General features: G+C 72.4%; 21 protein-coding genes. 15 read left to right on the top strand and 6 right to left on the bottom strand.

Features of this window, described 5'->3' with window-relative positions:
• The first annotated feature begins 165 nt into the window (after positions 1 to 165).
• A complete protein-coding gene (gene cyaB, locus DVK07_RS15140) occupies positions 166 to 765 on the top strand; it encodes a class IV adenylate cyclase (RefSeq protein WP_121597836.1) in 600 nt (199 codons plus the stop codon).
• Positions 766 to 783: 18 nt separating this feature from the next.
• Here cyaB and DVK07_RS15135 read toward each other — a convergent pair whose 3' ends face one another.
• Positions 784 to 1,269 carry a MaoC family dehydratase gene (locus tag DVK07_RS15135; protein WP_121597835.1) on the bottom strand — a complete coding sequence of 162 codons (486 nt, stop codon included), beginning with the start codon at positions 1,267 to 1,269 and terminating at the stop codon, positions 784 to 786.
• Positions 1,270 to 1,496: 227 nt separating this feature from the next.
• Here DVK07_RS15135 and DVK07_RS15130 point away from each other — a divergent pair, with 227 nt between their 5' ends.
• From DVK07_RS15130 to DVK07_RS15120, 3 genes are all read left to right on the top strand, one after another.
• A complete protein-coding gene (locus tag DVK07_RS15130) occupies positions 1,497 to 2,429 on the top strand; it encodes a PHP domain-containing protein (RefSeq protein ID WP_121597834.1) in 933 nt (310 codons plus the stop codon).
• 94 nt (positions 2,430 to 2,523) lie between these two features.
• On the top strand, positions 2,524 to 3,783 hold the full coding sequence (gene glp, locus DVK07_RS15125; protein ID WP_121597833.1) for a gephyrin-like molybdotransferase Glp: 1,260 nt from the start codon (positions 2,524 to 2,526) through the stop codon (positions 3,781 to 3,783).
• On the top strand, positions 3,780 to 5,798 hold the full coding sequence (locus tag DVK07_RS15120; protein ID WP_121597832.1) for a molybdopterin biosynthesis protein: 2,019 nt from the start codon (positions 3,780 to 3,782) through the stop codon (positions 5,796 to 5,798). Before glp ends, DVK07_RS15120 begins: the two co-directional genes overlap by 4 nt.
• Here the strand turns inward: DVK07_RS15120 and DVK07_RS15115 are convergent.
• From DVK07_RS15115 to DVK07_RS15105, 3 genes are all read right to left on the bottom strand, one after another.
• Positions 5,768 to 6,265, bottom strand: coding sequence for a PaaI family thioesterase (locus tag DVK07_RS15115; RefSeq protein WP_121597831.1), 498 nt, complete (start codon positions 6,263 to 6,265; stop codon positions 5,768 to 5,770). The genes DVK07_RS15120 and DVK07_RS15115 overlap by 31 nt on opposite strands.
• Positions 6,266 to 6,375: 110 nt before the next feature.
• Positions 6,376 to 7,326 carry a hypothetical protein gene (locus DVK07_RS15110; protein WP_121597830.1) on the bottom strand — a complete coding sequence of 317 codons (951 nt, stop codon included), beginning with the start codon at positions 7,324 to 7,326 and terminating at the stop codon, positions 6,376 to 6,378.
• Positions 7,323 to 8,999 (bottom strand): histidine kinase N-terminal 7TM domain-containing protein, encoded by a 1,677-nt coding sequence (locus DVK07_RS15105; RefSeq protein WP_121597829.1) that lies wholly within the window; start codon positions 8,997 to 8,999, stop codon positions 7,323 to 7,325. The genes DVK07_RS15110 and DVK07_RS15105 overlap by 4 nt, the downstream gene beginning before the upstream one ends.
• 145 nt (positions 9,000 to 9,144) lie before the next feature.
• Here DVK07_RS15105 and DVK07_RS15100 point away from each other — a divergent pair, with 145 nt between their 5' ends.
• From DVK07_RS15100 to tgtA, 8 genes are all read left to right on the top strand, one after another.
• Entirely contained in the window at positions 9,145 to 9,909 is a 765-nt protein-coding gene (locus DVK07_RS15100) for a lipoate--protein ligase family protein (RefSeq protein ID WP_121597828.1), read from the top strand.
• Positions 9,910 to 9,975: 66 nt separating this feature from the next.
• Positions 9,976 to 10,380 carry a 30S ribosomal protein S6e gene (locus tag DVK07_RS15095; RefSeq protein ID WP_004596146.1) on the top strand — a complete coding sequence of 135 codons (405 nt, stop codon included), beginning with the start codon at positions 9,976 to 9,978 and terminating at the stop codon, positions 10,378 to 10,380.
• Between the two features lie 10 nt (positions 10,381 to 10,390).
• Entirely contained in the window at positions 10,391 to 10,858 is a 468-nt protein-coding gene (locus DVK07_RS15090) for a hypothetical protein (RefSeq protein WP_121597827.1), read from the top strand.
• A 97-nt stretch (positions 10,859 to 10,955) separates the two neighbouring features.
• Positions 10,956 to 12,041, top strand: a complete 1,086-nt coding sequence (locus DVK07_RS15085) for an Lrp/AsnC family transcriptional regulator (RefSeq protein WP_121597826.1) — start codon at positions 10,956 to 10,958, stop codon at positions 12,039 to 12,041.
• Positions 12,038 to 12,757, top strand: coding sequence for a bifunctional precorrin-2 dehydrogenase/sirohydrochlorin ferrochelatase (locus tag DVK07_RS15080; protein WP_121597825.1), 720 nt, complete (start codon positions 12,038 to 12,040; stop codon positions 12,755 to 12,757). The genes DVK07_RS15085 and DVK07_RS15080 overlap by 4 nt, the downstream gene beginning before the upstream one ends.
• Positions 12,754 to 14,094, top strand: coding sequence for a glutamyl-tRNA reductase (hemA, locus tag DVK07_RS15075; RefSeq protein ID WP_121597824.1), 1,341 nt, complete (start codon positions 12,754 to 12,756; stop codon positions 14,092 to 14,094). The genes DVK07_RS15080 and hemA overlap by 4 nt, the downstream gene beginning before the upstream one ends.
• A gap of 703 nt (positions 14,095 to 14,797) precedes the next feature.
• Positions 14,798 to 15,574: a Nif3-like dinuclear metal center hexameric protein gene (locus tag DVK07_RS15065; RefSeq protein ID WP_121597823.1), complete on the top strand. Its 777-nt coding sequence runs from the start codon at positions 14,798 to 14,800 to the stop codon at positions 15,572 to 15,574.
• Positions 15,575 to 15,657: 83 nt separating this feature from the next.
• Positions 15,658 to 17,136, top strand: coding sequence for a tRNA guanosine(15) transglycosylase TgtA (gene tgtA / locus DVK07_RS15060; RefSeq protein WP_121597822.1), 1,479 nt, complete (start codon positions 15,658 to 15,660; stop codon positions 17,134 to 17,136).
• Between the two features lie 96 nt (positions 17,137 to 17,232).
• On the opposite strand, the gene DVK07_RS15055 is transcribed toward tgtA, so the two are convergent.
• Positions 17,233 to 17,565 carry an uS10/mL48 family ribosomal protein gene (locus DVK07_RS15055; RefSeq protein WP_121597821.1) on the bottom strand — a complete coding sequence of 111 codons (333 nt, stop codon included), beginning with the start codon at positions 17,563 to 17,565 and terminating at the stop codon, positions 17,233 to 17,235.
• Between the two features lie 173 nt (positions 17,566 to 17,738).
• On the opposite strand from DVK07_RS15055, the gene DVK07_RS15050 reads away from it, so the two are divergent.
• From DVK07_RS15050 to DVK07_RS15040, 3 genes are all read left to right on the top strand, one after another.
• Positions 17,739 to 18,185, top strand: coding sequence for a bis(5'-nucleosyl)-tetraphosphatase (locus tag DVK07_RS15050; protein WP_004596138.1), 447 nt, complete (start codon positions 17,739 to 17,741; stop codon positions 18,183 to 18,185).
• Between the two features lie 82 nt (positions 18,186 to 18,267).
• Entirely contained in the window at positions 18,268 to 19,269 is a 1,002-nt protein-coding gene (locus DVK07_RS15045; protein ID WP_121597820.1) for a DUF5787 family protein, read from the top strand.
• Between the two features lie 59 nt (positions 19,270 to 19,328).
• Complete coding sequence (locus DVK07_RS15040; protein ID WP_121597819.1) at positions 19,329 to 19,538, top strand: hypothetical protein; 210 nt, start codon at positions 19,329 to 19,331, stop codon at positions 19,536 to 19,538.
• A gap of 87 nt (positions 19,539 to 19,625) precedes the next feature.
• Here DVK07_RS15040 and DVK07_RS15035 read toward each other — a convergent pair whose 3' ends face one another.
• Complete coding sequence (locus DVK07_RS15035) at positions 19,626 to 22,703, bottom strand: FAD-binding and (Fe-S)-binding domain-containing protein (RefSeq protein ID WP_121597818.1); 3,078 nt, start codon at positions 22,701 to 22,703, stop codon at positions 19,626 to 19,628.
• Between the last annotated feature and the right edge of the window lie 28 nt (positions 22,704 to 22,731).

The following is a 22,731-nucleotide window of genomic DNA, read 5'->3' as shown; positions in this document are numbered from 1 at the left end:
CACCTGTTACACCCTTAAGAAGCACGGTTCGGCCCGAAGGCCGCCGACGAACGGGAGACTGCGGCGCGTCGCCCGGGTCGGGTCCCCGCGAAACCTCGGTCGACCGGTCCCGGAAGTCCGCCGCGTCCCGCGCCGCTTATGAACGCCCCGGCCGCACCCTCGGCCATGTACGAGGTCGAGATCAAGGTCCCGGCCGACCTGGAGGCGACGCGGGAGCGACTCCGCGAGGCCGGCGCCGAGCGCGTCGACGCGCGCCGCCAGCGCGACACCTACTACGACGCGCCGCACCGCGAGTTCGCCGAGACGGACGAGGCGCTCCGGATCCGGCGCGAGACGCCGCTGGCGGAGGACGGGGGCTCGTCGTCGGAGGGAGAGGCGCTGTCGGACGCCGAACCCGCCGCGTCTGCGACGGTTACTTATAAAGGGCCGCTCCTCGAGGCGGCCTCGAAGACGCGGGCCGAACACGAGACGGGCGTCGACGACGGCGAGGCGCTCGCCGCGGTCCTCTCCGGGCTCGGGTTCGAGCCGGCCGCGACGGTGGAGAAGCGCCGCGAGTTCTGGTCGTACGACGGGTTCACGGTGACGCTCGACGCCGTCACCGGGCTCGACGAGTACGTCGAGATCGAGCGGGAGGTCGAGGAAGAGGGCGAGGTCGACGCGACGCGCGAGGCGGCGGTCGACGCGCTCGACCGGCTCGGCCTCGACGCGGACGAGCAGGTCCGCACCTCCTACCTCGGGCTGCTGTTGGCCGGCGAGGAGGACTGAGTTCGACGGAACCGCGCGTCAGTCGTCCGCGTCGCTCCCGTCCTCCTCCGGCCGCTTCTCGGAGAGCACCGTCCGCTCGAACTCGCAGACGAGGACGTCGTCGTCCCCGTCGACGAGCTTGAACGCCTCCACGCGCATGGTGACGACGCCGCGCTCGCCGTCGCTCGTCTCCCGCTTGTCGGTGACCGTCGACTGCGCGCGGATCGTGTCCCCGTGGAACACCGGGTTCGGGTGTTCGACGTCGTCGTACGAGAGGTTCGCGACGATGGTGCCGTCGGTCGTCTCCGGAATCGAGACCCCGACCGCGAGCGACATCGTGTACAGCCCGTTCACCAACCGCTCGCCGAACTGGGTCTCCTCGGCGAAGTCGGCGTCGAGGTGGAGCGGCTGCTGGTTCATCGTCATGTCGCAGAAGCGCTGGTTGTCGGCCTCGCTTATCGTCCGTCGCTTCGCGTGCTCGATGGTCTCGCCGACCTCGAACTCCTCGTAGTACAGTCCGGGCATGGACCCTCGCTCGACCGGCGGCGTGAAATCGGTACCGCTCTCGACCGTGTGGCAACCCGTGGTGACCCACCCTGAAGCCCAGCCGCTTGTTTATAAATGGCTGCTGGCGGATCGGCGGCGAAAACCGCCAAAGCCCCAGCCGCGAGTCGATTTGCGAGGGGACGCGAGGCGGTCGTCCGACGGCCGTCGTTCGCCCATTTATATACCCGCCGCCGCGTAGTCCGAGCGTGTCCAGCGTCACCGTCAGTATCGACCCGCACGTCCACTCCGAGGGCAGCTACGACGGGCACGAGCCGGTCGAGCTCATCCTCGAACACGCGGCCGAGATCGGGCTCGACGCGGTCGTCATCACCGACCACGACGTGATCCGGGAGTCGAAGCGAGCGGCCGAGATCGCCCCCGAGTACGGGCTGATCGGCATTCCCGGCGTGGAGGTGTCGACCGCGCACGGGCACCTGCTCGCGATCGGCGTCGACCGGATGCCGCCCCGCGGGCGCTCGTACGCCCAGACGGTCCGCTGGATCCGCGACCGCGGCGGGGTCGCCATCGTCCCGCACCCGTTCCAGCGATCGCGTCACGGCGTCCGCCAGCGCAACATCCCGACGCCCGGGTCGGCCGCGGACGCGGACGAGCCCGTCGCGGCCGACGGCGCCCCGGAAGGCGAAGGCGTCGAAGCTGACCCGGACCCGGGCCCGGACCCGGGACCAGCCGCGGCGGTCGCCGAGGTGGACGCGATCGAGGTGTTCAACGCGTGGCTGTTCACCGGGTATCGCAACCGTCGCGCGCGGCGGTTCGCGGCCGAGCACGGCTACCCCGGCGTCGCCGCGAGCGACGCGCATCACCTCCAGTACGTCGGCCGGGCGTTCACGGAGCTGACGGTCGAAGGCGCCGAGTCGGTCCGCGAGGTCACGGCCGACGACGTGCTGGCGGCGATCCGCCGCGGCACGACGAGCGTCGAGGGGCGCCGCGCGCCGATCCGGATGGCGGCGAAACACTACGTCGGCGCGGCCGGGCGCCGGTCGGCGTACTACGCCCGGACCGGGGCAGCCCGAGGCGCGCGGGCCACCAAGCGGACCGCGGTGGACGGCGCCGTGGCCGCGAAGGTCGCCGCGCTCCAGTCGGTCCACCGCACGCGGCGGCTGCTGTCCTGGTTCGCCTGACGGCGCAGCGGGGCTGACGGCGAGTGGACGACGGGGCCGCCGGCCGCGCCGCGCGGAGAACGGGGTTTTTGCCCGCGGCCGCGAATGTGATCGCATGAGCCACGACAGACGCGAGTCCGGGTTCAAGCGACGGACCCGGGTCGCGGACGCGAGGGCGACGCTGCTCGACGCCGTCACCCCCCGCGACCGGACGGAATCGGTCCCGGTCGAGGCGGCGGACGGCCGCGTCGTCGCCGAACCGATCGACGCGCCCGCGCCGGTTCCGGGGTACGACCGGGCCGCGATGGACGGCTACGCGGTCCGCGCGAGCGACACCTTCGGCGCGGGCGACCGCTCGCCCGCGGTCCTCGCGGCGAAATCCGCCGAGGTCGACGCGGTCGCGCCCGGCGAGGCCGCGCGCGTCCACACCGGCAGCGCGGTGCCCGAGGGCGCGGACGCGGTCGTGATGATCGAACAGGTGGAAGAAGTCGGCGACGAGGTGGAGGTGTTCGACGCGGTCGCGACCGGCGAGAACGTCGGCGAGGCCGGCGAGGACGTCGCCGACGGCCAGCGGCTGTACGAGCCCGGCCACGTCCTGCGCCCCTCCGACCTCGGCCTCCTGCGCTCGGTCGGCCTCGATAGCGTGACCGTCCGCGAGCCGCCCGAGGTCGCCGTGATCCCGACCGGCGAGGAGCTGGTCGAGTCCGACCCCGGCCCGGGCGAGGTGATCGAGACGAACGGGCTCACCGTCTCCCGGCTCGTCGAGCGCTGGGGCGGCGAGGCGCGCTACCGCGACGTCGTCACCGACGACCCGGACGCGCTGCGCGAGGCGGTCGCGGCCGACCTCGACGCCGACGTGGTCGTCACCACGGGGGGATCCTCGGTCGGCGAGCGCGACCTGATCCCCGAGGTCGTCGACGGCCTCGGCGAGGTGCTCGTCCACGGCGTCGCGTTAAAGCCTGGCCACCCGGTGTGTCTCGGTCAGGCCGAAGGGACGCCGATCGTCTCCTTACCCGGCTACCCGGTCGCGTGTATCGTCAACGCGGCGCAGTTCCTCCGGCCCGCCCTGAAGCGCGCGGGGGGGACCGAGGCCGAGCCGTTCCCGACGCGCCGCGCGACGCTCGAACGGAAGGTCGCCAGCGAGCCCGGCGTGCGGACGTTCGCGCGGGTGTCGCTCTCGGACGACGAGCCGGCCGAGGGCGACGCGGACTCCGCGGACGACGCGCTCCCGACCGCGACGCCGACTCGCGCCAGCGGCTCCGGCATCCTCTCGAGCGTCGCGCTCGCGGACGGCTGGGTCGTCGTCCCCGAGCCGCGGGAGGGGCTCGACGCGGGCGAGGCCGTCGACGTGGAGCTGTGGGAGGTGACCGAATGAGCGACCGCAAGGAGTTCCGCGACCTCGCGACCCCCGAGGCCGCCCGCGAGGCGATCGCGTCGCTCGACCTCTCGCCGGCGCCGGAGACGGTCCCGCTGCGCGAGGCCCGCGGGCGCGTCCTCGCCGAGCGCGTCGACGCCGACATCGACGTGCCGGGCTTCGACCGCGCCTCGATGGACGGGTACGCGGTGCGGGCGCGCGACACCTTCGGCGCCGACGAGGCCGACCCCGCCGAGCTCGACCTCGTCGGCGCGGTCCACGCGGGCGCGGCGCCAGACGTGACGGTCGAACCGGGGACGTGCGCCGAGATCTCCACGGGCGCGGTGATGCCCGACGGCGCGGACGCGGTCGTGATGGTCGAGCGCACCGACGAGGTCGGCGGGGGCGGCGACGGTGACGAGGGTTCCGCCCGGATCGCGGTCCGAACCTCGGTCGCGCCCGGCGACCACGTGATGACCGCGGGGACGGACATCGCCGCCGGCGCCCGCGCGCTCGGACCCGGAACGCGGCTCACGCCCCGCGAGATCGGGCTGCTATCGGCGCTCGGCGTCGACGAGGTCCCGGTCAGGGGACGGCCGCGCGTCGGCATCGTCTCGACCGGTGACGAGCTGGTCCGACCCGGGGAAGAGCTCGACCCCTCGCGCGGCGAGATATACGACGTGAACTCGACGACGATCGCCGCCGGCGTCGAGGAGGCGGGCGGCGAGCCGGTGCTGTACCCGCACGCCGGCGACGACTACGAGGAGATGGAGCGGCTGCTCCGCCGGGCGGCCGACGAGTGCGACCTCGTGCTCTCATCGGGGTCGACCTCGGCGAGCGCGGTCGACGTGATCTACCGCGTGATCGAGGCGCGCGGCGAGCTGCTTCTCCACGGCGTGGCCGTCAAACCCGGCAAGCCGATGCTCGTCGGGCGGCTCGACCGTACCGAAGAGGCGGACGACTCCCGGGGAAGCGAGTCCGCCTACATCGGTCTCCCCGGCTACCCGGTGTCGGCGCTCACGATCTTCCGGACGTTCGTCGCGCCCGCGATCCGCGAGGCCGCCGGCCAGCCGGAGCCGGCGACGGCGACCGTCGAGGGCCGGATGGGCGTCGGCGAGCGCTACGGCGAAGGCCGCCTGCGACTGATGCCGGTGGGGCTGCTCGACCTCGGTGAGAGCGCGACGGACGGCGGCGACGATCGCCCGCTCGTCTACCCGGTCGACAAGGGCTCCGGCGCGACGACGAGCCTCGTCGAGGCGGACGGCGTCGTCGCGGTCGACCCCGACACCGAGTACCTCGACGTCGGGGAGACGGTCTCCGTCGACCTGTTCTCGCCCGACGTTCGCCCGCCGACGCTGCTCGGGGTCGGGGAGGACGACCCCGCGCTCAACCGCCTGCTCGACCGGCTCGACAACCCTCGCTACCTCCCGGTCGGCTCGCGAGAGGGGCTCCGCCGCCTCCGCGACGGCGTCCCGGACGTGGCCGTGACCGCGGGGCCGACCGACCGCGACGTCGACGCCGCGGAGCTCGGCGGCTGGACCCGCGAGTGGGGGCTCGTCGTCCCCGGCGGGAACCCCGAGGGGATCGAGGGGCTCGCGGACCTCGTCGACCGCGACCTCCGCCTCCGCAACCGCCCGACCGTCTCGGGGCTCCGGCGCAGCCTCGACGCGGCGCTCGACGACCTCGCGGCCGAGCGCGACGCCGACCGCCGCGCGCTCGCCGGGGATATCGACGGCTACGAGCGGACCGCGAAGGCGTTCGAGAGCCCGGTCCGCGCCGTCGCCGCCGGCGACGCGGACGCCGGCCTCGGCCTCCGCGAGACGGCCGAGCGGCTGGGCTGCGGGTTCGTCTCGCTGGGCGAGCAGTCGGTCGTCGTACGCGCCGCCGCGGACCGCGTCGACCGCGAGCCGGTCGCTGCGCTGGCGGCGGCGCTCAACGGTGACGACGACGCGGACGCGACTGCGGACGGTGCGGCCCTCGACGCGATCCTTGCCGACCTCCCCGGCTACTCGCGGAACAGCCGGAACGAGCCCTGACCGACGACGACCTCCGAGCGGTCGGCGTCGCTCGCGTCGTCTCCCGCGGCTCCCTCCCCCCCGTTTCCGGCGGTGGTGACCGTCATCTCGCTGACGCCGATCGAGCCGCCGGCTCTGACCACCTCGGCCTCCGCGCGGAGGTCGCCGTCCGCGGGGCGGAGGTAGTTCGCGTTGAGGTTCACCGTCGCGACGCCGCCGTCGAGCGGGTCCTCGAACGTCGTGCGCTGGGCGACGCCCCCCGCGGTGTCGATCAGCGTCGCCGCCACGCCGCCGTGGATCGTCCGGCCGTCCGCGTTCGTGAGCTTGTCGTCGAAGGGGATCGAGAGGACGACCCGGCCGCGTTCGATCGTCTCTACCTCCGTGTTCAGCCACGAGAGGTAGCCGTGATCGTCCTCTAACTTCCGCCTGACGAACGCCGTCGCCCCGTCAGGGAGCGGGTCCATCGCCGCGATCTCCGTGCGGTCCATGTTCCGGGGAATATCCCGGGACGGCTTGTAGCCCCCGGAAACGGGGGACAACGGGCCGGCGATTGACGGCGCCGAGGCGGGGTGAACCGCTTTACCGTATTCCTCCTCGCTCACCCGACGCCGAGGCGGATCGGGTCGTCGCTCGGGACGATGTCGACCGTCACCGACTCCCCGATCGCGAACTCGCGGTCCGGGCAGACCACCTTCACGCCGAACCGGTCGCCGCGCGCCGCGAACAGCGACAGCCCGGTGACGCGCTCGCCGTTCGCGAGGACGTCGACGGGGACCCACTCGACGCGGAGCCCTCCCGCGGCCGATCCGCCGCCGTGTTCGGCCGCCGTCCCGACTCGCGTGCCAAACAGGGACAGGGTATCGTCCGCTTCGAGCGTCTCGTCGGTTCCTCGAAACGTCCCGCCGCCCGCGTAGTGCGTCAGCCCGCCGTCGAGGGGGACTCCCTCGTCGCTCGCGAGCGCGGCGAACGCCGGGCCGGACCCGGGGCGGGCCGAGTCCGCGCGCCGCGGGCCGTCGAGAACGACGTGCGTCGGGCCGCGCTCGACGACGGTCCCCGTCCCGTCCCACGCGACCGGCTCGGCCGGAGCGTCCGCGGCGACCGGCAACGAGCCGCTGGCTCGGCGGGGGTTCGCGCCCGGCGGGCGGAAGCCGAGGTGAACGTGGTCGTCGACCCACTGCCCGAAGAAGCCGGAGCGAGTCGTCGGCCCGAGCGCGTCGCCGACGGTGACCCGGTCGCCCGGGGCCACCTCCGGGATCACGTGAAGGATCCGGGCGACGGTGCCGGCGGGAGCGCCGGCGCGGGCGCACCACTCGTCGTCGAGGGCGACGACGATCAGGTGGTCCTCGGCGGCCGCGTACGGGCGGTCGGGGCAGCCGACGGTGCGGACCTCGCGGACGGTCCCGGCGACCGGGGATCGCCCGACGCCGTCGCCGGGATAGAGGTCGACCGCGCGGCCGCGGTCGTGAGCGGGATACGGGGAGTTGAACCGCGAGAACTTCTCGTACCGCTCGATCACGTCCGCGGGGAGCGAGACCGTTGCGTCGGTCACTGCTCCGCCGCCTCCATCCCCTCGATGACGAACTCCGCGCCGCCGGCGTCGGACTCGGCGACCGAGAGCGTCCACCCGTGCGCCTCGGCGATGTCGCCGACGATGGCCAGCCCCAGCCCCGTGCCGCCGCCGAGCGAGACGCCGCGATCGGTGACGCGCTCGCGCTCGGCGGGCGGGATCCCGGGGCCGTCGTCGCCGACCACGAGCGTGACCCCGTCGCCGTCGGTCGCGACGCTGACGGTGACGGCGACGTCCTCGCCCGCGTGGTCGATCGCGTTACGGAACAGGTTCGAGAGCAGCTGTTCGAGGCGGTCGCGGTCGGCCAGCGCGGTCGCGTCGCCCTCGACGGTCAGCGTCGCGTCCGCGGTCTCCAGCCGCGACCAGACCCGCCTGGCCGTCGCGTCCAGCGAGACGCGGTCGACCTCGTCGACCGTCTCCCCCGCCGTCGCCAGCGCGAGCAGTCCCTCGATCATGTCGTCCATCCGCTCGTGGGCGTTCGCGGCCCGCTCCAAGGCGCCGTCCGGGTCGTCGCCGCGCCGGCGGGCCAGTTCGACGGCCGCGGACGCGGCGGCGAGCGGGTTCCGGAGGTCGTGCGAGACGACGCCGGCGAACTCCTCTAAGCGCTCGTTCTGCCGTTCGAGCTCGGCCTCCCGACGTTCGAGTTCGGTCTGTCGCTCCTCGCGGGCGGTCACGTCGCGGAGCAGGAAGACGTGCCCGCGGTCGGTGCCCCGGGGGTCGGTGATCGGGTTCTCCTGGATGTCGAACTGGCGGTCGCCGATGCCGATCGGGTGCTCGTCGCCGACCTCTAAGCGCGGGAACGCCTCCGACAGCGACGAGCCGACGGCGTCCGGCGGGAGGATCGCCTCCGCGGCGGGGTTGAGGTCGCGGATGCGGCCGTCGGACCCGGAGACGATCACGGGGTCTTGCATCACCTCGACGGCGGTGTCGCGCGCGACGACCGCGGCGTCGAGGGTGCCGAGCCAGAAGACGGTGCCGTAGAGGAACACGCCGTGGATCACGAACGCCGTCGGCAGCCACGAGAGGTTCGCGTAGCTCCCGACGTCGACGAACGTCGCGATGCCGGCCAGGAACGGGAACAGCGTGCCCAGCAGGACGACGAACGTCTGGAGCCGGTAGCGGTTCCCCGTCCGCTCGTAGAGGTCGACGACGAGGACCGCGCCGGCGACGCACAGCCCGTACGCGAGGAGGACGTACGCGCCCCCGGCGGGACCGAGCCCGTAGCCGAGCAGCGTGAACGGCCCGTCCGTGACCGGCGTCACCGAGCGGCGGGCGAGCCCGTGGGTGCCGCTCGACCACGCCAGCAGGACCCAGACGAACGCCGGCGCCGCGAGCGCGACGATCCGGTTCTCCGTGCGCCAGCGGTCGTGCCCGGTGAACGCGAGGGCGAAGAGGATCCAGAGGACCGGCAGGGCGCCCAACAGCGGCGTCGCCAGGTTGAGCGCGACCGTCATCGCGACCTCGCCGGGCGCGGCGACGCGGAGCGCGTACAGGAGGGAGACGCCGCCGCCGCACAGCAGGTAGAGCGCGACCTCGATCCCCCCGGGCTCGTCGCGCTCGCGCCACGCGACCCGGCCGAGCCAGAGCCCGATGACCCCCGCCAACAGGCAGGCGGTCAGGTACGCTTGGACCGGCAGCGCGCCGAGGTCGCTCATCGATACCTGAACCACTTCCAGAGCCGACAAAACTGTTGTGTCACGCGCCGGTGAACGGGCCGCCTCGTCTCCGGCGCTCGTAGCGCGCCGACGGGCAATCCTCCCCGGCGCAAAGGGCTTGTGCGCTCCACTCGTCGGATTCGGTATGCGCGTGTACAGGGGCGAGTTCGAGACGCCCGCCGCGGACCGCGAGCCGACGGCGGACCTGCTCGCGTCCGCCGCGGACGGCGTCCCGGCCGTGCGCGTCACCGCGCCGCCCCGGCAGGTCGCGTTCGGCCGTCGCGACGGCCGCGAGTCCGGGTTCGAGGCGGCGAAGCGGGCGGCCGAGGCGGCGGGGTTCCCGCCTCTCGAACGCGACGTCGGCGGGCGCGCGGTCGCGTACACTGGGTCGACGCTGTCGTTCGGCGTCGCGGTGCCGACCGGCGACGGCCGCGGCTCGATCGACTCGCGGTACGAGACCGCGACCGAGACGCTCCGCGACGCGCTCCGCGACCTCGGCGCCGACGTGGTCCGAGGGGAGCCGCGGGCCGCGTTCTGTCCGGGCGACCACTCGCTTCGGGTCGCGGGCGGGGAGCGCACCGCGGACGGCGCGGCGACCGAGGGCGCGGAGCGCGTCGGCGGCGGCGGAAAGGTCGCGGGGCTCGCCCAGCGCGTCCGCGCCGACGCGGCGCTCGTCGCGGGCGTCCTCGTCGTCTCGGCGGCGGACCCCGAGCCGATCGCGCGGGTCACCGCTCCCGTCTACGACGCGCTCGACGTGCCGTTCGATCCGGAGTCGGTCGGGAGCGTCGCCGACGCGGGCGGCCCGGACGACCCGGAAGCCGTCGCCCGCGCGGTCGAGGCCGCGTTCGTCGAGGGCCCGTGGGGCGACGGCGAGCGCGAGACCGTCCGCGTCGACGGTGCAGACGCCTGAGCGCGGCGCGGCCCGCGGTTCCGACGTTTCGACGTGCTTTTTATGCGCGGGGGACTGGGTTCGCGCATGGCCGAATTCAAAGTCGTCGTCGCCGACCCCGAGACCGGCGAGACGTTCCAGCGAGAGGTCGACGGACAGGACGCCAACCGATTCCTCGGTCGCGAACTCGGCGACGAGATCGGCGGCGACGCCGTGGGGCTCTCCGACCACACGATCGAACTCACCGGCGGATCCGACGAGACCGGGCGCCCGATGCGCGAGGACGTCTCCGGCACGCGCCTGAAGGAGCTCCTCCTCGAGGGCGGCGTCGGCTTCGAGCCGTCCCGCGAGGGCGAGCGCAAGCGCATCACCGTCCGCGGTCGCGAGATCGACGACGACATCGCGCAGATCAACGCGAGCGTCGTCGACGGCGACGGCGACGTTGCGGCCGCACTCGGCGAGGGCGACGCGGACGACGACGCCGACGAGTAACGACGCCGCGATGCCTCGCGTCCCCTCCGACGGCGAGGACGTCTCCTCGATTCGCGTCTCGCTCGCCCGGAGCGGCGGCACTCGCCGGCCCTGCGTCAGGCTCCCCGACGACGACGCGCTCGACGGCCGCGTCGAGTCCGGAAGCTGCGACGCGCTCGGCGTGAGTCAGGGCGACCTGATCCGCGTCGCGATCGACCGCGAGGAGTACCACGCGCGGGTCGCGAGCGACTCCACGGGACGGTTCCTCCGCGGCGCGTTCGACAACCGTCGGCTCGCGCGCGAGGCCGGCGAGGGGGCGAACCGCTTAGTCGAGTGGCTCGACGCGAACGGCCGGGAGCCGGGCGACAGCGTCGTTCTCGACGTCGTGGTGCCCGGCGAGCTGTACGGCCTCCGGGTCCCGGGCGAACGGACCGTGTACGACGCGAACCGCGGGCCGCGCTCGTCGCTCGCGGACATCGCGCAAGACGTGGACGAGTAGCCCCGCGGCGTCAGGCCAGGAGCCCCGCGGCGTCAGGTCAGAAGCCTCGCGGCGTCAGGCCGGATCGCTTATTCTCGCTCGGGCCCGATGTCGGGCCATGCAAGAGGTCGACGCGGACCTGTCGGCGCTCGACCGCGCGATCATCAACGCGTTCCAGGGGGGGTTCCCGGTCGCGGAGCGCCCCTTCGACGGGGCGGCGGCCGCGCTCCGCGAGCGCGGCGTGGACGTGACCGGCCCGGAGCTGTGCGAGCGCGTCCGCGAACTCGACGAGGAGGGAATCCTCTCGCGGTTCGGCGCGCTCGTCAACGCCGAGGAGATCGGCGGGGCGGCGTCGCTCGTCGCGATGCACGCGCCGCCGGAGCGCTACGACGAGATCGCGGAGACCGTCAACGAGTTCACCGCCGTCGCGCACAACTACGAGCGCGAGCACCCCCACCTCAACATGTGGTTCGTGGTGAGCGTCGCCGACCACCCGGACCCCGACAAGGACGGGAGCGACCGCGTCGAGGAGGTGCTCGACGAGATCGAGGCCGCGACGGGCCAGGAGACGTACAACCTCCCGAAGCTCCGGGAGTTCCACGTCGGCGCGAAGTTCCTCGTCGACGGGCCGGTTCCCGAGGGCGACGTGGACCTGTCGGATTTGGGGCCCGACGTGGAGCCCAGCGACCGCGGGACGCTCACTCCGGACGAGCGCGACCTCGTGGTCGAGATCCAGGGCGGGCTCCCGGTGACGGAGACGCCGTACGCGGACGTCGCGGCCGCGATCGGCGCCGACATCGACTGGGTGATCGAGACGATAAAGCGGTTCGAGCGGGAGGGGAAGGTGCGCCGCGTCGGCGTCATCCCGAACCACTACGCGCTCGGCTACACGGAGAACGGGATGACGGTCTGGAACGTGCCCGAGGACGTGCTCGACGAGGTCGGGCCCGCGGTGGCGGACCTCGACTTCGTCACGCACTGCTACGAGCGCCCGCGCCACGCGGGCGTCTGGGAGTACAACTTCTTCGCGATGACGCACGGCCGCACGGAGGCGGAGAGCGAGCGCCGGATCGCGGAGGTCAGGGAGCTGATGGACGAGCACTGGGACGTCGGCGCCGACGACTGGGACACCCTGTTCTCGACGCGCATCCTGAAGAAGACCGGTATCCGCATCGCGGACCGGGCGGACAGCAACACGGCGTGACCCCGCTCTACCACGACCTCGCGGGCGAGACGGTCGCCGTCTTCGGCGGCGGCGCCGTCGGCTCGCGCAAGGCGCGCGGGTTCGACGAGGCGGCGCGGGTGGTCGTCGTCAGCCCAGAGTTCGACGAGCGGCTGCGCGAGTTCGCGGACGGCGCGGGCGGCGCGGAGGGTGACGGGGACGACGAGGACGACCGCGACTCCGGAACCGAGGGCGGCCCGTCGGTCGAACTGGTCCGCGCGGTCCCGGACGCCGACGCGGTCGCCGACTGGATCGATCGCCTCGACCCGGCGCTGGCGGTCGCGGCGACGGACGACGCCGCGGTCAACGCCGCCGTGGAGTCGGCCGCGCTCGATCGGGGAATCCTCGTCAACCGGACGGACGTCTCGGGCGGCCGCGACCCCGGGAGCGTCGTCGTGCCCGCGACGGTCGAGGACGAGCCGGTGACCGTGGCGCTCTCGACGGGGGGGACGAGCCCCGCGCTCGCGAAGGCGCTGCGGGAGCGGATCGAGGCCGAGATCGAGGGCGCCGGCGAGATGGCTGCGCTCTCGGGGGAGATCCGCGAGGAGCTGAAAGGGGCGGGCGTCGCCCCCGAAAAGCGGCGGGAAGCGGTCCGACGCGTTGTCAGATCCCGGGGGGTTTGGAAGGCTTTACAAAAGGGGAGATCTTACGGACGGCAAGAGGCCGACACCGTGATAGAGGGGGTACTCAGTCGATGAGAGAGACGGGTGCGATCGCCGGCGTGAGCGTCGCCCACGCCGACGCGACCGTCGACGAGATCGAGGCCGCCGGCGGCGACGGCGTCCGCGCGACCGTCTCCGACCTGCTCGCGCGCGAAGGGGTCGAGGAGGCGTTCGCGGTACAGACGTGCAACCGCTCGGAGGCGTACGTCGTCACCGACCGGACCGTCGACGGGACGACGGCGCTGTCGACGTTCGCGCCGGAGGTTCGCGGCGGCGCGGTCCGCCGCCTCGACCACGAGGAGAGCTTGGAACACCTGATGCGCGTCGCCTCCGGGCTGGAGTCGCTCGTGCTCGGCGAGGACCAGATCATCGGCCAGCTGCGCGAGGCCTACGAGGAGTCGAAATCCGCCGGCGGGATCGGCCCCGTCCTCAAGGACGCCGTGACGAAGGCGCTCCACGTCGGCGAGCGCGCGCGGACGGAGACCGAGATCAACGAGGGCGTCGTCTCGCTCGGCTCCGCGGCCGTCCGGCTGGCGGCCGGCGAGATCGACCTGACCGACGGGACCGCCGTCGTCGTCGGCGCCGGCGAGATGGGAACGCTCGCCGCTCGCACGCTCGACGACACCGCCGTCTCGGAGATCGTCGTCGCGAACCGCACGGTGCCGCACGCGGAGTTCGTCGTCGAGGAGGTCGACACCTCCGCCGAGGCGGTGTCGCTCGCTGACCTCCCCGCGGTGATCCCCGACGCCGACCTCGTCGTCACCGCGACCGGGAGCCCCGACCTCGTCGTCCACCCCTCCTACGTCGACGGCGCGGGTCGCGTCGTCTGTATCGACATCGCGCAGCCCCGCGACGTCGACCCCGCGGCCGGCGCCCGCGAGGGCGTCACCGTCTACGACATCGACGACCTCGAGGACGTCACCCGGCGGACCCGCGAGAGCCGCGCGGAGGAGGCCCGGAAGGTCGAGTCGATCATCGACGAGGAGCTCGACCGCATCCTCCGGGCGTACAAGCGCAAGCGCGCGGACGACGCCATCTCGGCGATGTACGCCGGCGCGGATCAGGTGAAGGCGCGCGAGCTCGACCGCGCGATGTCGAAGCTCGAGGCGCAGGGCGGGCTGACCGACGAGCAGCGCGAGACGGTCGAGGACTTGGCGGACGCGCTCGTCGGCCAACTGCTCGCGGCCCCGACGCGCTCGCTCCGGGACGCCGCCGGCGAGGACGACTGGGAGACGATCCGGACCGCGCTCCGGCTGTTCGACCCCGAGTTCACGTCGGGGGCCGAGGGACCGGAGGAGGCGGACATCGCCGACGCCGCGGCCGGCGGCCCGGACGCGGTCCCCGACTCCGTCGCCGAAGAGTTGGACGATTAGTACGGTCGTTTATAAGTGGTCGACCGCGGGTCGGCGCTGAACGACTTCGGCGGCCCGGCCGCTCGTTTTTAAATAGTTGATATCGGATCGGCCGTGAAGCCCGCCGAAGCCCCAGCGACTCATTTATAAGCCGTTGCTGGCGGATCGGTGGCGAACATCTTCAAAACCCCAGTCGCTCGTTTATAAATAGTACCTGGCAGACCGACGGCGAATGCCTCCAAAGCCCCAGCCGCTCAGTTATAAATGGCTGATCGCGGATCGACGGCGAACACCTCCAAAGCCCCAGCCGCTCGCTTATAAATGGCTGATCGCGGATCGACGGCGAACACCTCCAAAGCCCCAGCCGCGAGGCGGGCGCACGCTCGCTGCGCTCCTCACTCGGTCGCTCACTTCGTTCGCTCCCTCGTTGCGGTGCTTACGTCGCCTGCGCCCGCCTCGCGGCTGCCCCTTTGAGTCCCACCCGACCGCACCGCACAGCGCCTCACGCCTCCCCAGCCTCGTCGGTCGCCGTCGCTTCGCTCGGCGACCGACTCCCTCGCGCGTGCTGCTCGGCCGCGGGGCGGCCTCGCAGGCACGCGCCACCGCACCGCCGCGTTCATTTATAAATCGACGTCTGCGAGAATCTTGGATCGACCCTGACTGCGAGCCGCCCAGCTCCCGTCGGACCGCCGCGCTTTATTCCCCGCCCGCACGACGGACCGATATGAAGCTCTCCGAGTACGTCGAGCGACTCGACGACGAACTCGACACGGCCGCGTACGCCGACGTCGACGCGAGCGCGAACGGGTTACAGGTGGGTCCGGACGAGGGCGAGGTCGAGCGCGTCGCGTTCGCCGTCGACGCCGCGCAGGCGACCATCGAGGCCGCCGCAGACGCGGGGGCGGACGTCCTCGTCGTCCACCACGGGCTCTCGTGGGGCGGTATCGAGCGCGTCACCGGCCGAGCGCACGACCGGATCGCGGCGCTCGTCGAACACGATATTGCCCTCTACGTCTCGCACCTCCCGCTCGACGGCCATCAGGAGTTAGGCAACGCCGCGGGGGTCGCGGACGCGGTGGGGCTCTCCGATCGGGAGCCGTTCGGCGAGATGGGGCCGGTGACGATCGGGACGATCGGCGAGACGGACGAACCGCGGTCGACGGGCGAAATCCGCGAGACGCTCGACGGGTTCGAGGGACAGCCGGCGGGCGAGGCGGCGCCCACGCGCGTTCTCGACTTCGCCCCCGACGAGATCGAGCGCGTCGCGGTCGTCACCGGCTCGGGCGTCGACTGGCTCGACGAGGCGGTCGCGGCCGACGCGGACGCGCTGATCACCGGGGAGGGGAAACAGCAAGTGTACCACGACGCGCGCGAGGCCGGGGTCACCGTCTTCCTCGCCGGCCACTACGCCACGGAGACGTTCGGCGTCCGCGCGCTCCAGTCGCTGACCGCGGACTGGGGCGTCGAGACGACGTACCTCTCGCACCCGACGGGACTTTAGATCCGAACGGCCGACGCCCTACGGGAGCGTCCCGCGTCGCCGCCGAACGCAACCCTTACCGCTCGCGTCCGCGCAGTCGGGGTATGCGCGATCACTTCGAGATCCGGGACCACGACGCGGCCGGCCGGATCGGCCGGCTGGAGGTCCCCCGCGCCGACGTCACGGTCGAGACGCCGGCGCTTCTGCCCGTGGTCAACCCCAACGTGCTCACGATCGAGCCCGAGCGGCTCGAATCGGAGTTCGGCGCGGAGATGCTGATCACGAACTCCTACATCATCCGCAGCACGGACCGCATCCGCGACCGCGTGCTCGATCAGGGGCTCCACGAGTTCCTCGGCTTCGACGGCGCGATCATGACCGACTCCGGCTCCTTCCAGTTGGCCGAGTACGGCGACATCGACGTGACGACCGAAGAGATAATCGAGTTTCAGCGGCGGATCGGCAGCGACGTGGCGACGCCGGTCGACGTGCCCACGCCGCCCGACGCCGACCGCGAGCGGGCCGAGCGGGAGCTGGCGACGACGAAGCAGGCGCTCGCCGACGCCGAGGACGCCGAGACCGGCGAGATGCTGGTGAACGCCCCGGTTCAGGGGTCGACGTACGCCGACCTCCGCGAGGAGGCGGGACGGCACGCGGCCGCGACCGATCTCGACGTCTTCCCGGTCGGCGCGATGGTTCCGCTCCTGAACTCCTACCGCTACGCCGAGGTCGTCGAGGCGGTGCGCGCGGCGAAGCGCGGCCTCGGCCCGGGCGCGCCGGTCCACCTGTTCGGCGCCGGCCACCCGATGATGTTAGCGCTCGCGGTGGCGGCCGGCTGCGACCTGTTCGACTCGGCCGCCTACGCGCTGATGGCCCGCGACGGCCGCTACCTCACCGTCTCGGGGACGGAGCACTTGGAGGACCTCGACTACTTCCCCTGCTCGTGTCCCGTCTGCGCGGACCACACCCCGGCCGACCTCCGAGGCTTCGACGACGCGGAGACGGAACGGCTGCTCGCCGAGCACAACCTCCACGTCACCTTCGAGGAGCTGCACCGCGTGAAGGAGGCGATCCGGTCCGGGAACCTGCTCGACTTAGTCGACCGCCGCGCCCGCGGCCACCCGGCGATGCTCGACGGCTACCGCGCGCTGCTCGACCACGCCGACGAGTTAGAGCGAACCGACCCCGGCTCGAAGGACGCCTTCTTCTACACCTCCCACGAGGCGGCCCGCCGGCCCGAGGTACGGCGCCACCAAGACCGGCTCGCCCGGTTAGCGGCGCCCGGGGACCTCCTCCTCACCGAGTCGAAGGCGCCCTCGGACCACGCGTACGACGCCGTGTGGCGCGTGAAGCCGCCGTTCGGCCCCTACCCGCCAGCGCTCTCGGAGACGTACCCGCTCACCGCGGAGGTGCCCGAGCGGACGGACGACGCGGCACAGGTCGCGGCCGCGGAGGGCGTCGTCGAACTCGCCGAGGCGAACCCCGAGACGGCGCTCACGCTCGGCCACGACGCGTGGTGCGACCGCGCGCTCGACCGGCTGCCAGAGCGCGTCGAGACGGAGAACCTGCGGACGCTCGGCTGACGAGCGGGTGGCTCGCGGGCCTGCCGATTCGCCGCGGACCGCGAGAAAATCACAGCCGTGACCGCGTCGACCGTCGGTTCGGAGACGTCGCGCGGCTCAGTCCCGCCGGTGCCCGAGCGGCTTCTTCTGGTCGACCTCGACCTCGACGTGGATCGAGTCGGGGAAGTCGCGGCCGACGACCTCGCGCGCGATGTCGTCGGCGCCGTGGATCTCCATCGAGCGGCGGTACACGTCGTAGCGCCACGGCGAGAACTCGTCGCCCGGCGCGAGGTCCTTGTACAGCGGGACGGTGACGTTCTCCGAGGGGCTCGCGTGCGGGCCCTTGCACTCGGCGCCTTTCCGTTCGAGCGTCTCCTTGAGTTCCTGGACGGTCTCGACGAGCACGTCGCGGTCGCCGGACGCGAAGTCGAGTTTCGTGACGAAGGTCATGGCTGGGGGTCGTCCGCCAATGGCCGCCCGAGCGGTAAAAACGCATCTACCCGCGCTCGACGCGCGCGACCGCGCCGCGAATCCCGGCCGGAAAACGGTCGACGCCGCCGGGTCGCTCACCTCTGTTCGGAAGTCCGACACGCTCTTTAGGGGTGATCGCTTACCTGCGGCCAATGACGGTCGAAGCGACCAGTGCCGGAGCCATCCTCTTCCGCGACACCCGCGGCGAACGGGAGTACCTGCTCCTGAAGAGCCGACCGGGGGACTGGGAGTTCCCCAAAGGCGGGGTCGAGGGGGACGAGGAGCTCCAGCAGACGGCGATACGAGAAGTCGGCGAGGAGGCCGGGATCGAGGATTTCCGGCTGATCGACGGGTTCCGCAGGGAGTACGACTACGTGTTTGAGGCGAACGGGAAGACCATCCACAAGACGGTCCACCTGTTCATCGCCCGCTCGTTCGAGGCGAGCGCGGAGCTCTCGAAGGAACACCGCGACCTCCAGTGGCGCGACTACGACCAGGCGCTCAACACGATCACCCAGGACGGGCCGCGCGACATCTTAGAGGAGGCCCACGACTACCTCGACGAGCGGAAAGACGAGGAGAACGGGAAGTACGTCTAACCGGGACGCTCGGGCGGCGCGGGCGACGACCGCCCCGCCCCGAGCGGTCCGCTTTTGTCCGCCCCGCCCGACGGTCCGACCAGTGACGCCCGACGCCGAGTTCGGCTACGAGCTCCTCGTCTGCCGGTACGCCGAGCTGGCCTGGCACCCGAGCGAGGGGTCCCGTCCCGCGTTGGTCTCCCGCCAGCTCGGCACAAAGGACCGGCGGTGGGACACGGTCGTTGTCGAAGTCGACCCGGCCGCGTTCGAACGGCGGCGCGAGTTCGGCGACCGGACCATCGACTCCGACCTCCTCCACGTCGTCCGCGGCGCGCCCGCCGAGTGGGCGTTCTACCGCGACGCGCTCCCGCACCCCGGCTACCCCTGGCGCTACGTCCGGCAGGCCGTCCACCGCGCGGCGGGTCGGGACCTGATCGAGAAACGCCGCGACGGCAACCGAATCGAGATCCGCCGGAAGCGACCGTACCCGGACTGGGTCGAGCGGATCGTCGCGGTCGAGAACAAGCCGGACTTGGATCGCTCCGCGGCCGACCGGCTCGCCGACCAACTGGAACACGACATCGGGACCGCGCTCGCCGACGAGGCGTGGCTGGCGACCGAGACGACCGGCGAGCGCGTCGAACCCGCGCTGCTCCGCGAGCTGCCCGTCGAGGCCGGGATCCTCGCGACCGACTTCTCCGCGGGCGTCGACGCCGACGCGGCCGACGTGGCGTGGCACCCCAGCGACCTCTCCCCGGGAGAAGGCCAGCGCCGCGACCCCGAGACCGAGACGCTGCGGCTGGAGATCGCCGAGCGCGCCTACGGGAAGGGGTGGCGCTCGTACCACGACACGATGCGCCCCGACTGCCGGCACTTCGAACTCCGCCGCGAGGGGCGCGCGCTCGTCCCGCACTGCGCGGCGAAGGAGAAGGTCCCGACCGCGCGGGAGTGTTCGGGCTCGTGTTCCGAGTTCTCGCCGGAACCGCCCCAGTGGCGCACCATGGGGTGGCCCATCGAAGGCGGCCCGGGGAAGGGGCTCGCGGCCCTGTTGGAGCGGCGCCGCGAGCGCGAACGCGACAAGATCGCCCCCGTGGTCGACCACTGACGGCCGTGGTCGACGACTGACGGGAAACGCTTGTGTGGGTGGCGCCGCGACGGGGCTCCGTGAAGCTCCCGACGCCCTCCCCCTCCGAGTACGTCGTCCGCACCGCGGTCGTCGTCGCGACCCTCGCGGTCCTCCAGTACACCGGCACGTTCGTCGACGGGCCGCCGGGAATCGATCCCGCGCACCTCGCCGTCGTCGCCGTGCTGTTCCCGGCGGTCACCTATCTGCTCGCCGTCCTCGCCGCGAACGTGGACCGGATTCCGGAGTGAGTTCCGGGCGGCCGGCCGTTTGAGCACCGGGCGGCCGGCCGTCGGTCGACGTGTCCGGGCGTGCGTGAGTCCGGCCGCGCCGCCTCCCTACGCCAGCGCGGCCGCCAGCTTCTCTATCGGGTGTGCCGGCTCCGGCACCTCGCCGGGGCCCTCCTCCAACTGCGTCCGGCAGGAGGTGCCGGGCGCGACGAGGGCGTCGCCGTCGCTGGCGTCGACCTGGTCGAAGAGGGTCTCGCCGATGGCCTTGCTCATCGAGTAGTGCTCGGCCTCGTAGCCGAACGAGCCCGCCATCCCGCAACAGGAGGAGTCGAGCGGGTCGACGCCGTAGCCGGCGCGCCGGAGCACGCCGACCGCGTGGTGGTCCTTCTTCGTCGCCTTCTGGTGGCAGTGGCCGTGGTAGGTGAGCGACTCGGTCGGCGCGTCGAGCGCGAGTTCCTCGTCGAGCCGGTGGGCGTCGACGTACTCCATGACGCCGTAGGCGCGCTCCGAGACGGCCGCCACGTCGGCGTCGGGCACGTCGCTGGCGTCGCCGTCGAGCAGGTCGTGGTAGTCGGACTGGAGCATCACGGCGTCGGAGGGCTCGACGACGACCACGTCCCACCCGTCGCGGACGTCGGGCGCGAGCGTCTCCACGGCGTCTCTCGCCGTCGCGCGCGACACGTCCAGCATCCCCTTCGAGTGGGGCGGGCGCCCGCTGCCGTCGACGTCCGGAATCCGAACGTGGCAGTCGGCGGCCTCTAAGACGCGCACCGCGGCCTTCCCCGCGCCGGGGTTGGTGTAGGTCGTGTACACGTCCGGGAACAGCAGCACGTCGCGGGCGGCCTCCTCGCGCGGGACGCCCGCGCCGCCGCGCGCCTCGAACCAGTCGACAAGCGTCTCCGAGCGGAAGGTGGGCAGGTCGCGCTCCTTCGCGATCCCGAGCGCCTTCTCCGCGACGAGGCCGCTCCCCGGAATCTTGTTCGGGAGGTTCGAGAGCGGGGCGAGCTTCGAGGCGAGCGGCGCGAGCGACTCGAAGCGGCCGAGCAGCCGCGTCCGGAGGTCGACCCCGTGTTCCTCGTGGTGGGCGTGCTCGACCTCGGCCTTCAGCTTCGCCATGTCGACGCCGCTCGGGCAGTCCACCTTACACCCCTTACAGCCGACGCACAGGTCCATCACCTCGGTGACGAACTCGTCGTCGGTCGGGTCGTCGGGGAGCTCGCCGGAGATGGCCCCCCGGAGCATGTTCGCCCGGCCGCGGGTCGCCTGGATCTCCTCCTCCGACGCGCGGTAGGTCGGGCACATCACGCCGCCGGTCGTCTCCTGCGGGCCGCGGCAGCCGCCGCAGCCGTGACAGAGCTCGACCATCCCCTGCATTCCGTTGTCGACCGCCCACTCCATCGCGGGGTCGAAGCCGGCGTCGTACTCGTACTCCGCGTCGAACCGGAGGTTCTCGCGCATGTCGAACTCCCCGCAGACGTTCCCCGGGTTGAGCAGCCAGTCGGGGTCGAACGCGGTCTTGAGGTCGCGGAAGGCGTCCCAGAGGTCGTCCCCGTACAGCTTCCGGTTCCACTGCGTCCGAGCGCGGCCGTCGCCGTGTTCTCCGGAGACTGACCCGCCGAGCCGGACCACCGCGTCGGTGACGCGGTCGGCGATGTCGAGCATCGCGTCGACGTCGTCGACGTCCTTCGTGTTGATCAGCGGGCGGACGTGGAGCACGCCGGGACCGGCGTGCGCGTAGAAGGTGGCGAACGTGTCGTTGTCCTCGAGGATCTGCTGGAACTCCCGGGTGTACTCGGGGAGGTGTTCCGGCGGGATGGCGCAGTCCTCGATGAAGGAGATGTGCTTCTCGTCGGTGGTCCGCGAGAGGAGAATCGGGAGGCCCGCCTTGCGCATCTTCCAGAAGCGGTCGCGCTGCTCCGGGTCGTGCGCCTCCATCGCGTGGACCGCCCGCCGGGGGTGGCTCGTCGTCTCGGCGGCGCCCGCACTCGGGTCGGCCGCGGTGTCGACGCGGGTCGCTGCCGAACTCTCCTCCCCGCCCACTCGGTCCGCGATCAGGTCCGCGACCTTCTGTTTCCCCTCCGCGTCGTTCTCCGCGTAGAACTCGACGAGGAGGACGGAGTCGGTGCCGTCGGGCAGCATTCCGACGACGTCCTCGAACTCCGGCGTGTCGGCGGCGAGCCCCAACAGGACGTCGTCCATCACCTCGACCGCGGCGGGGTCGTGTTCGAGACACGCCGCCACGTCCTCCATCGCGTCGAGGAGGTCGTCGTAGGTGAGCAGCGCGACCGCCTTCGTCTCGGGGATCTCGACGAGCGAGACGGTCGCCTCCGTCACCGTCGCGAGCGTCCCCTCGCTGCCGGCCATGAGTCGGCCGAGGTTGACGACGCCTTCCTCGCCGTACTCGCCGCGGTACTCGGCGAGCAGGCGGTCGAGGTTGTAGCCGGAGACGTTCCGCTTCAGCTCCGGGAACCGCTCGTCGATCCGATCGGCCTCCTCGTCTACGATTCGGACGACCTCGGCGTAGATTCGAGGGAGGAGGTCGTCGGCGTCGGGGTCCGCGGACTCCCGAAGTTCCTCGACCGCGACCTCGCCGAACGTCGTCACGGTGCCGTCGGCGAGGACGACCTCCAGCTCCTCGACGTAGTGGTCAGTCTTCCCGTACTTCAGGGAGTGGGAGCCGGTGGAGTTGTTGCCGATCGCGCCGCCGACCGCGGACTTGTCGCGCCACGCCGGGTCGGGCGCGAACTTCAGCCCGTCGCCCTCGACCGCGGCGTTGAGGTCGCCGACGTACGCGCCCGCCTGAACGCGGGCCCGCTCGGCGTCGGGATCGGTCGAGAGCACGCCGTCCATCTCGCCGGTCAGGTCGAGGACGACCGCCTCGTTGACGGTCTGCCCGGCGAGGGAGGTGCCGCCGCCGCGCGGGAGGACGGGGATCCCCTCCGCGTAGCAGTACTCGTGGACGGCCGCGACGTCCGCGGTCGACTCCGGGATCACGACGCCGATCGGGGTGGCCTCGTACGCCGAGGCGTCGGTCGCGTACAGCCGCTTGGAGTAGTCGTCGAACCGCACGTCGCCCGCGACGCGGCGATCGAGCGCGTCGACGAGGTCCGGTCGCTCCACCGCGCCGCCGGTGTAGTCGAAGTCCCCGCCGTCCGTCGGGTCGGGACCCGGGGTGTTTGTCGCCATGCGAACCCCTCGCAGTCGAACCGTGAAA

The organism is Halorubrum sp. Atlit-26R (assembly GCF_003666015.1).
Taxonomy (GTDB): Archaea; Halobacteriota; Halobacteria; order Halobacteriales; family Haloferacaceae; genus Halorubrum.
Note: the sequence above shows the minus strand (reverse complement) of the source record. Positions and strands in the feature narration are given on the sequence as shown.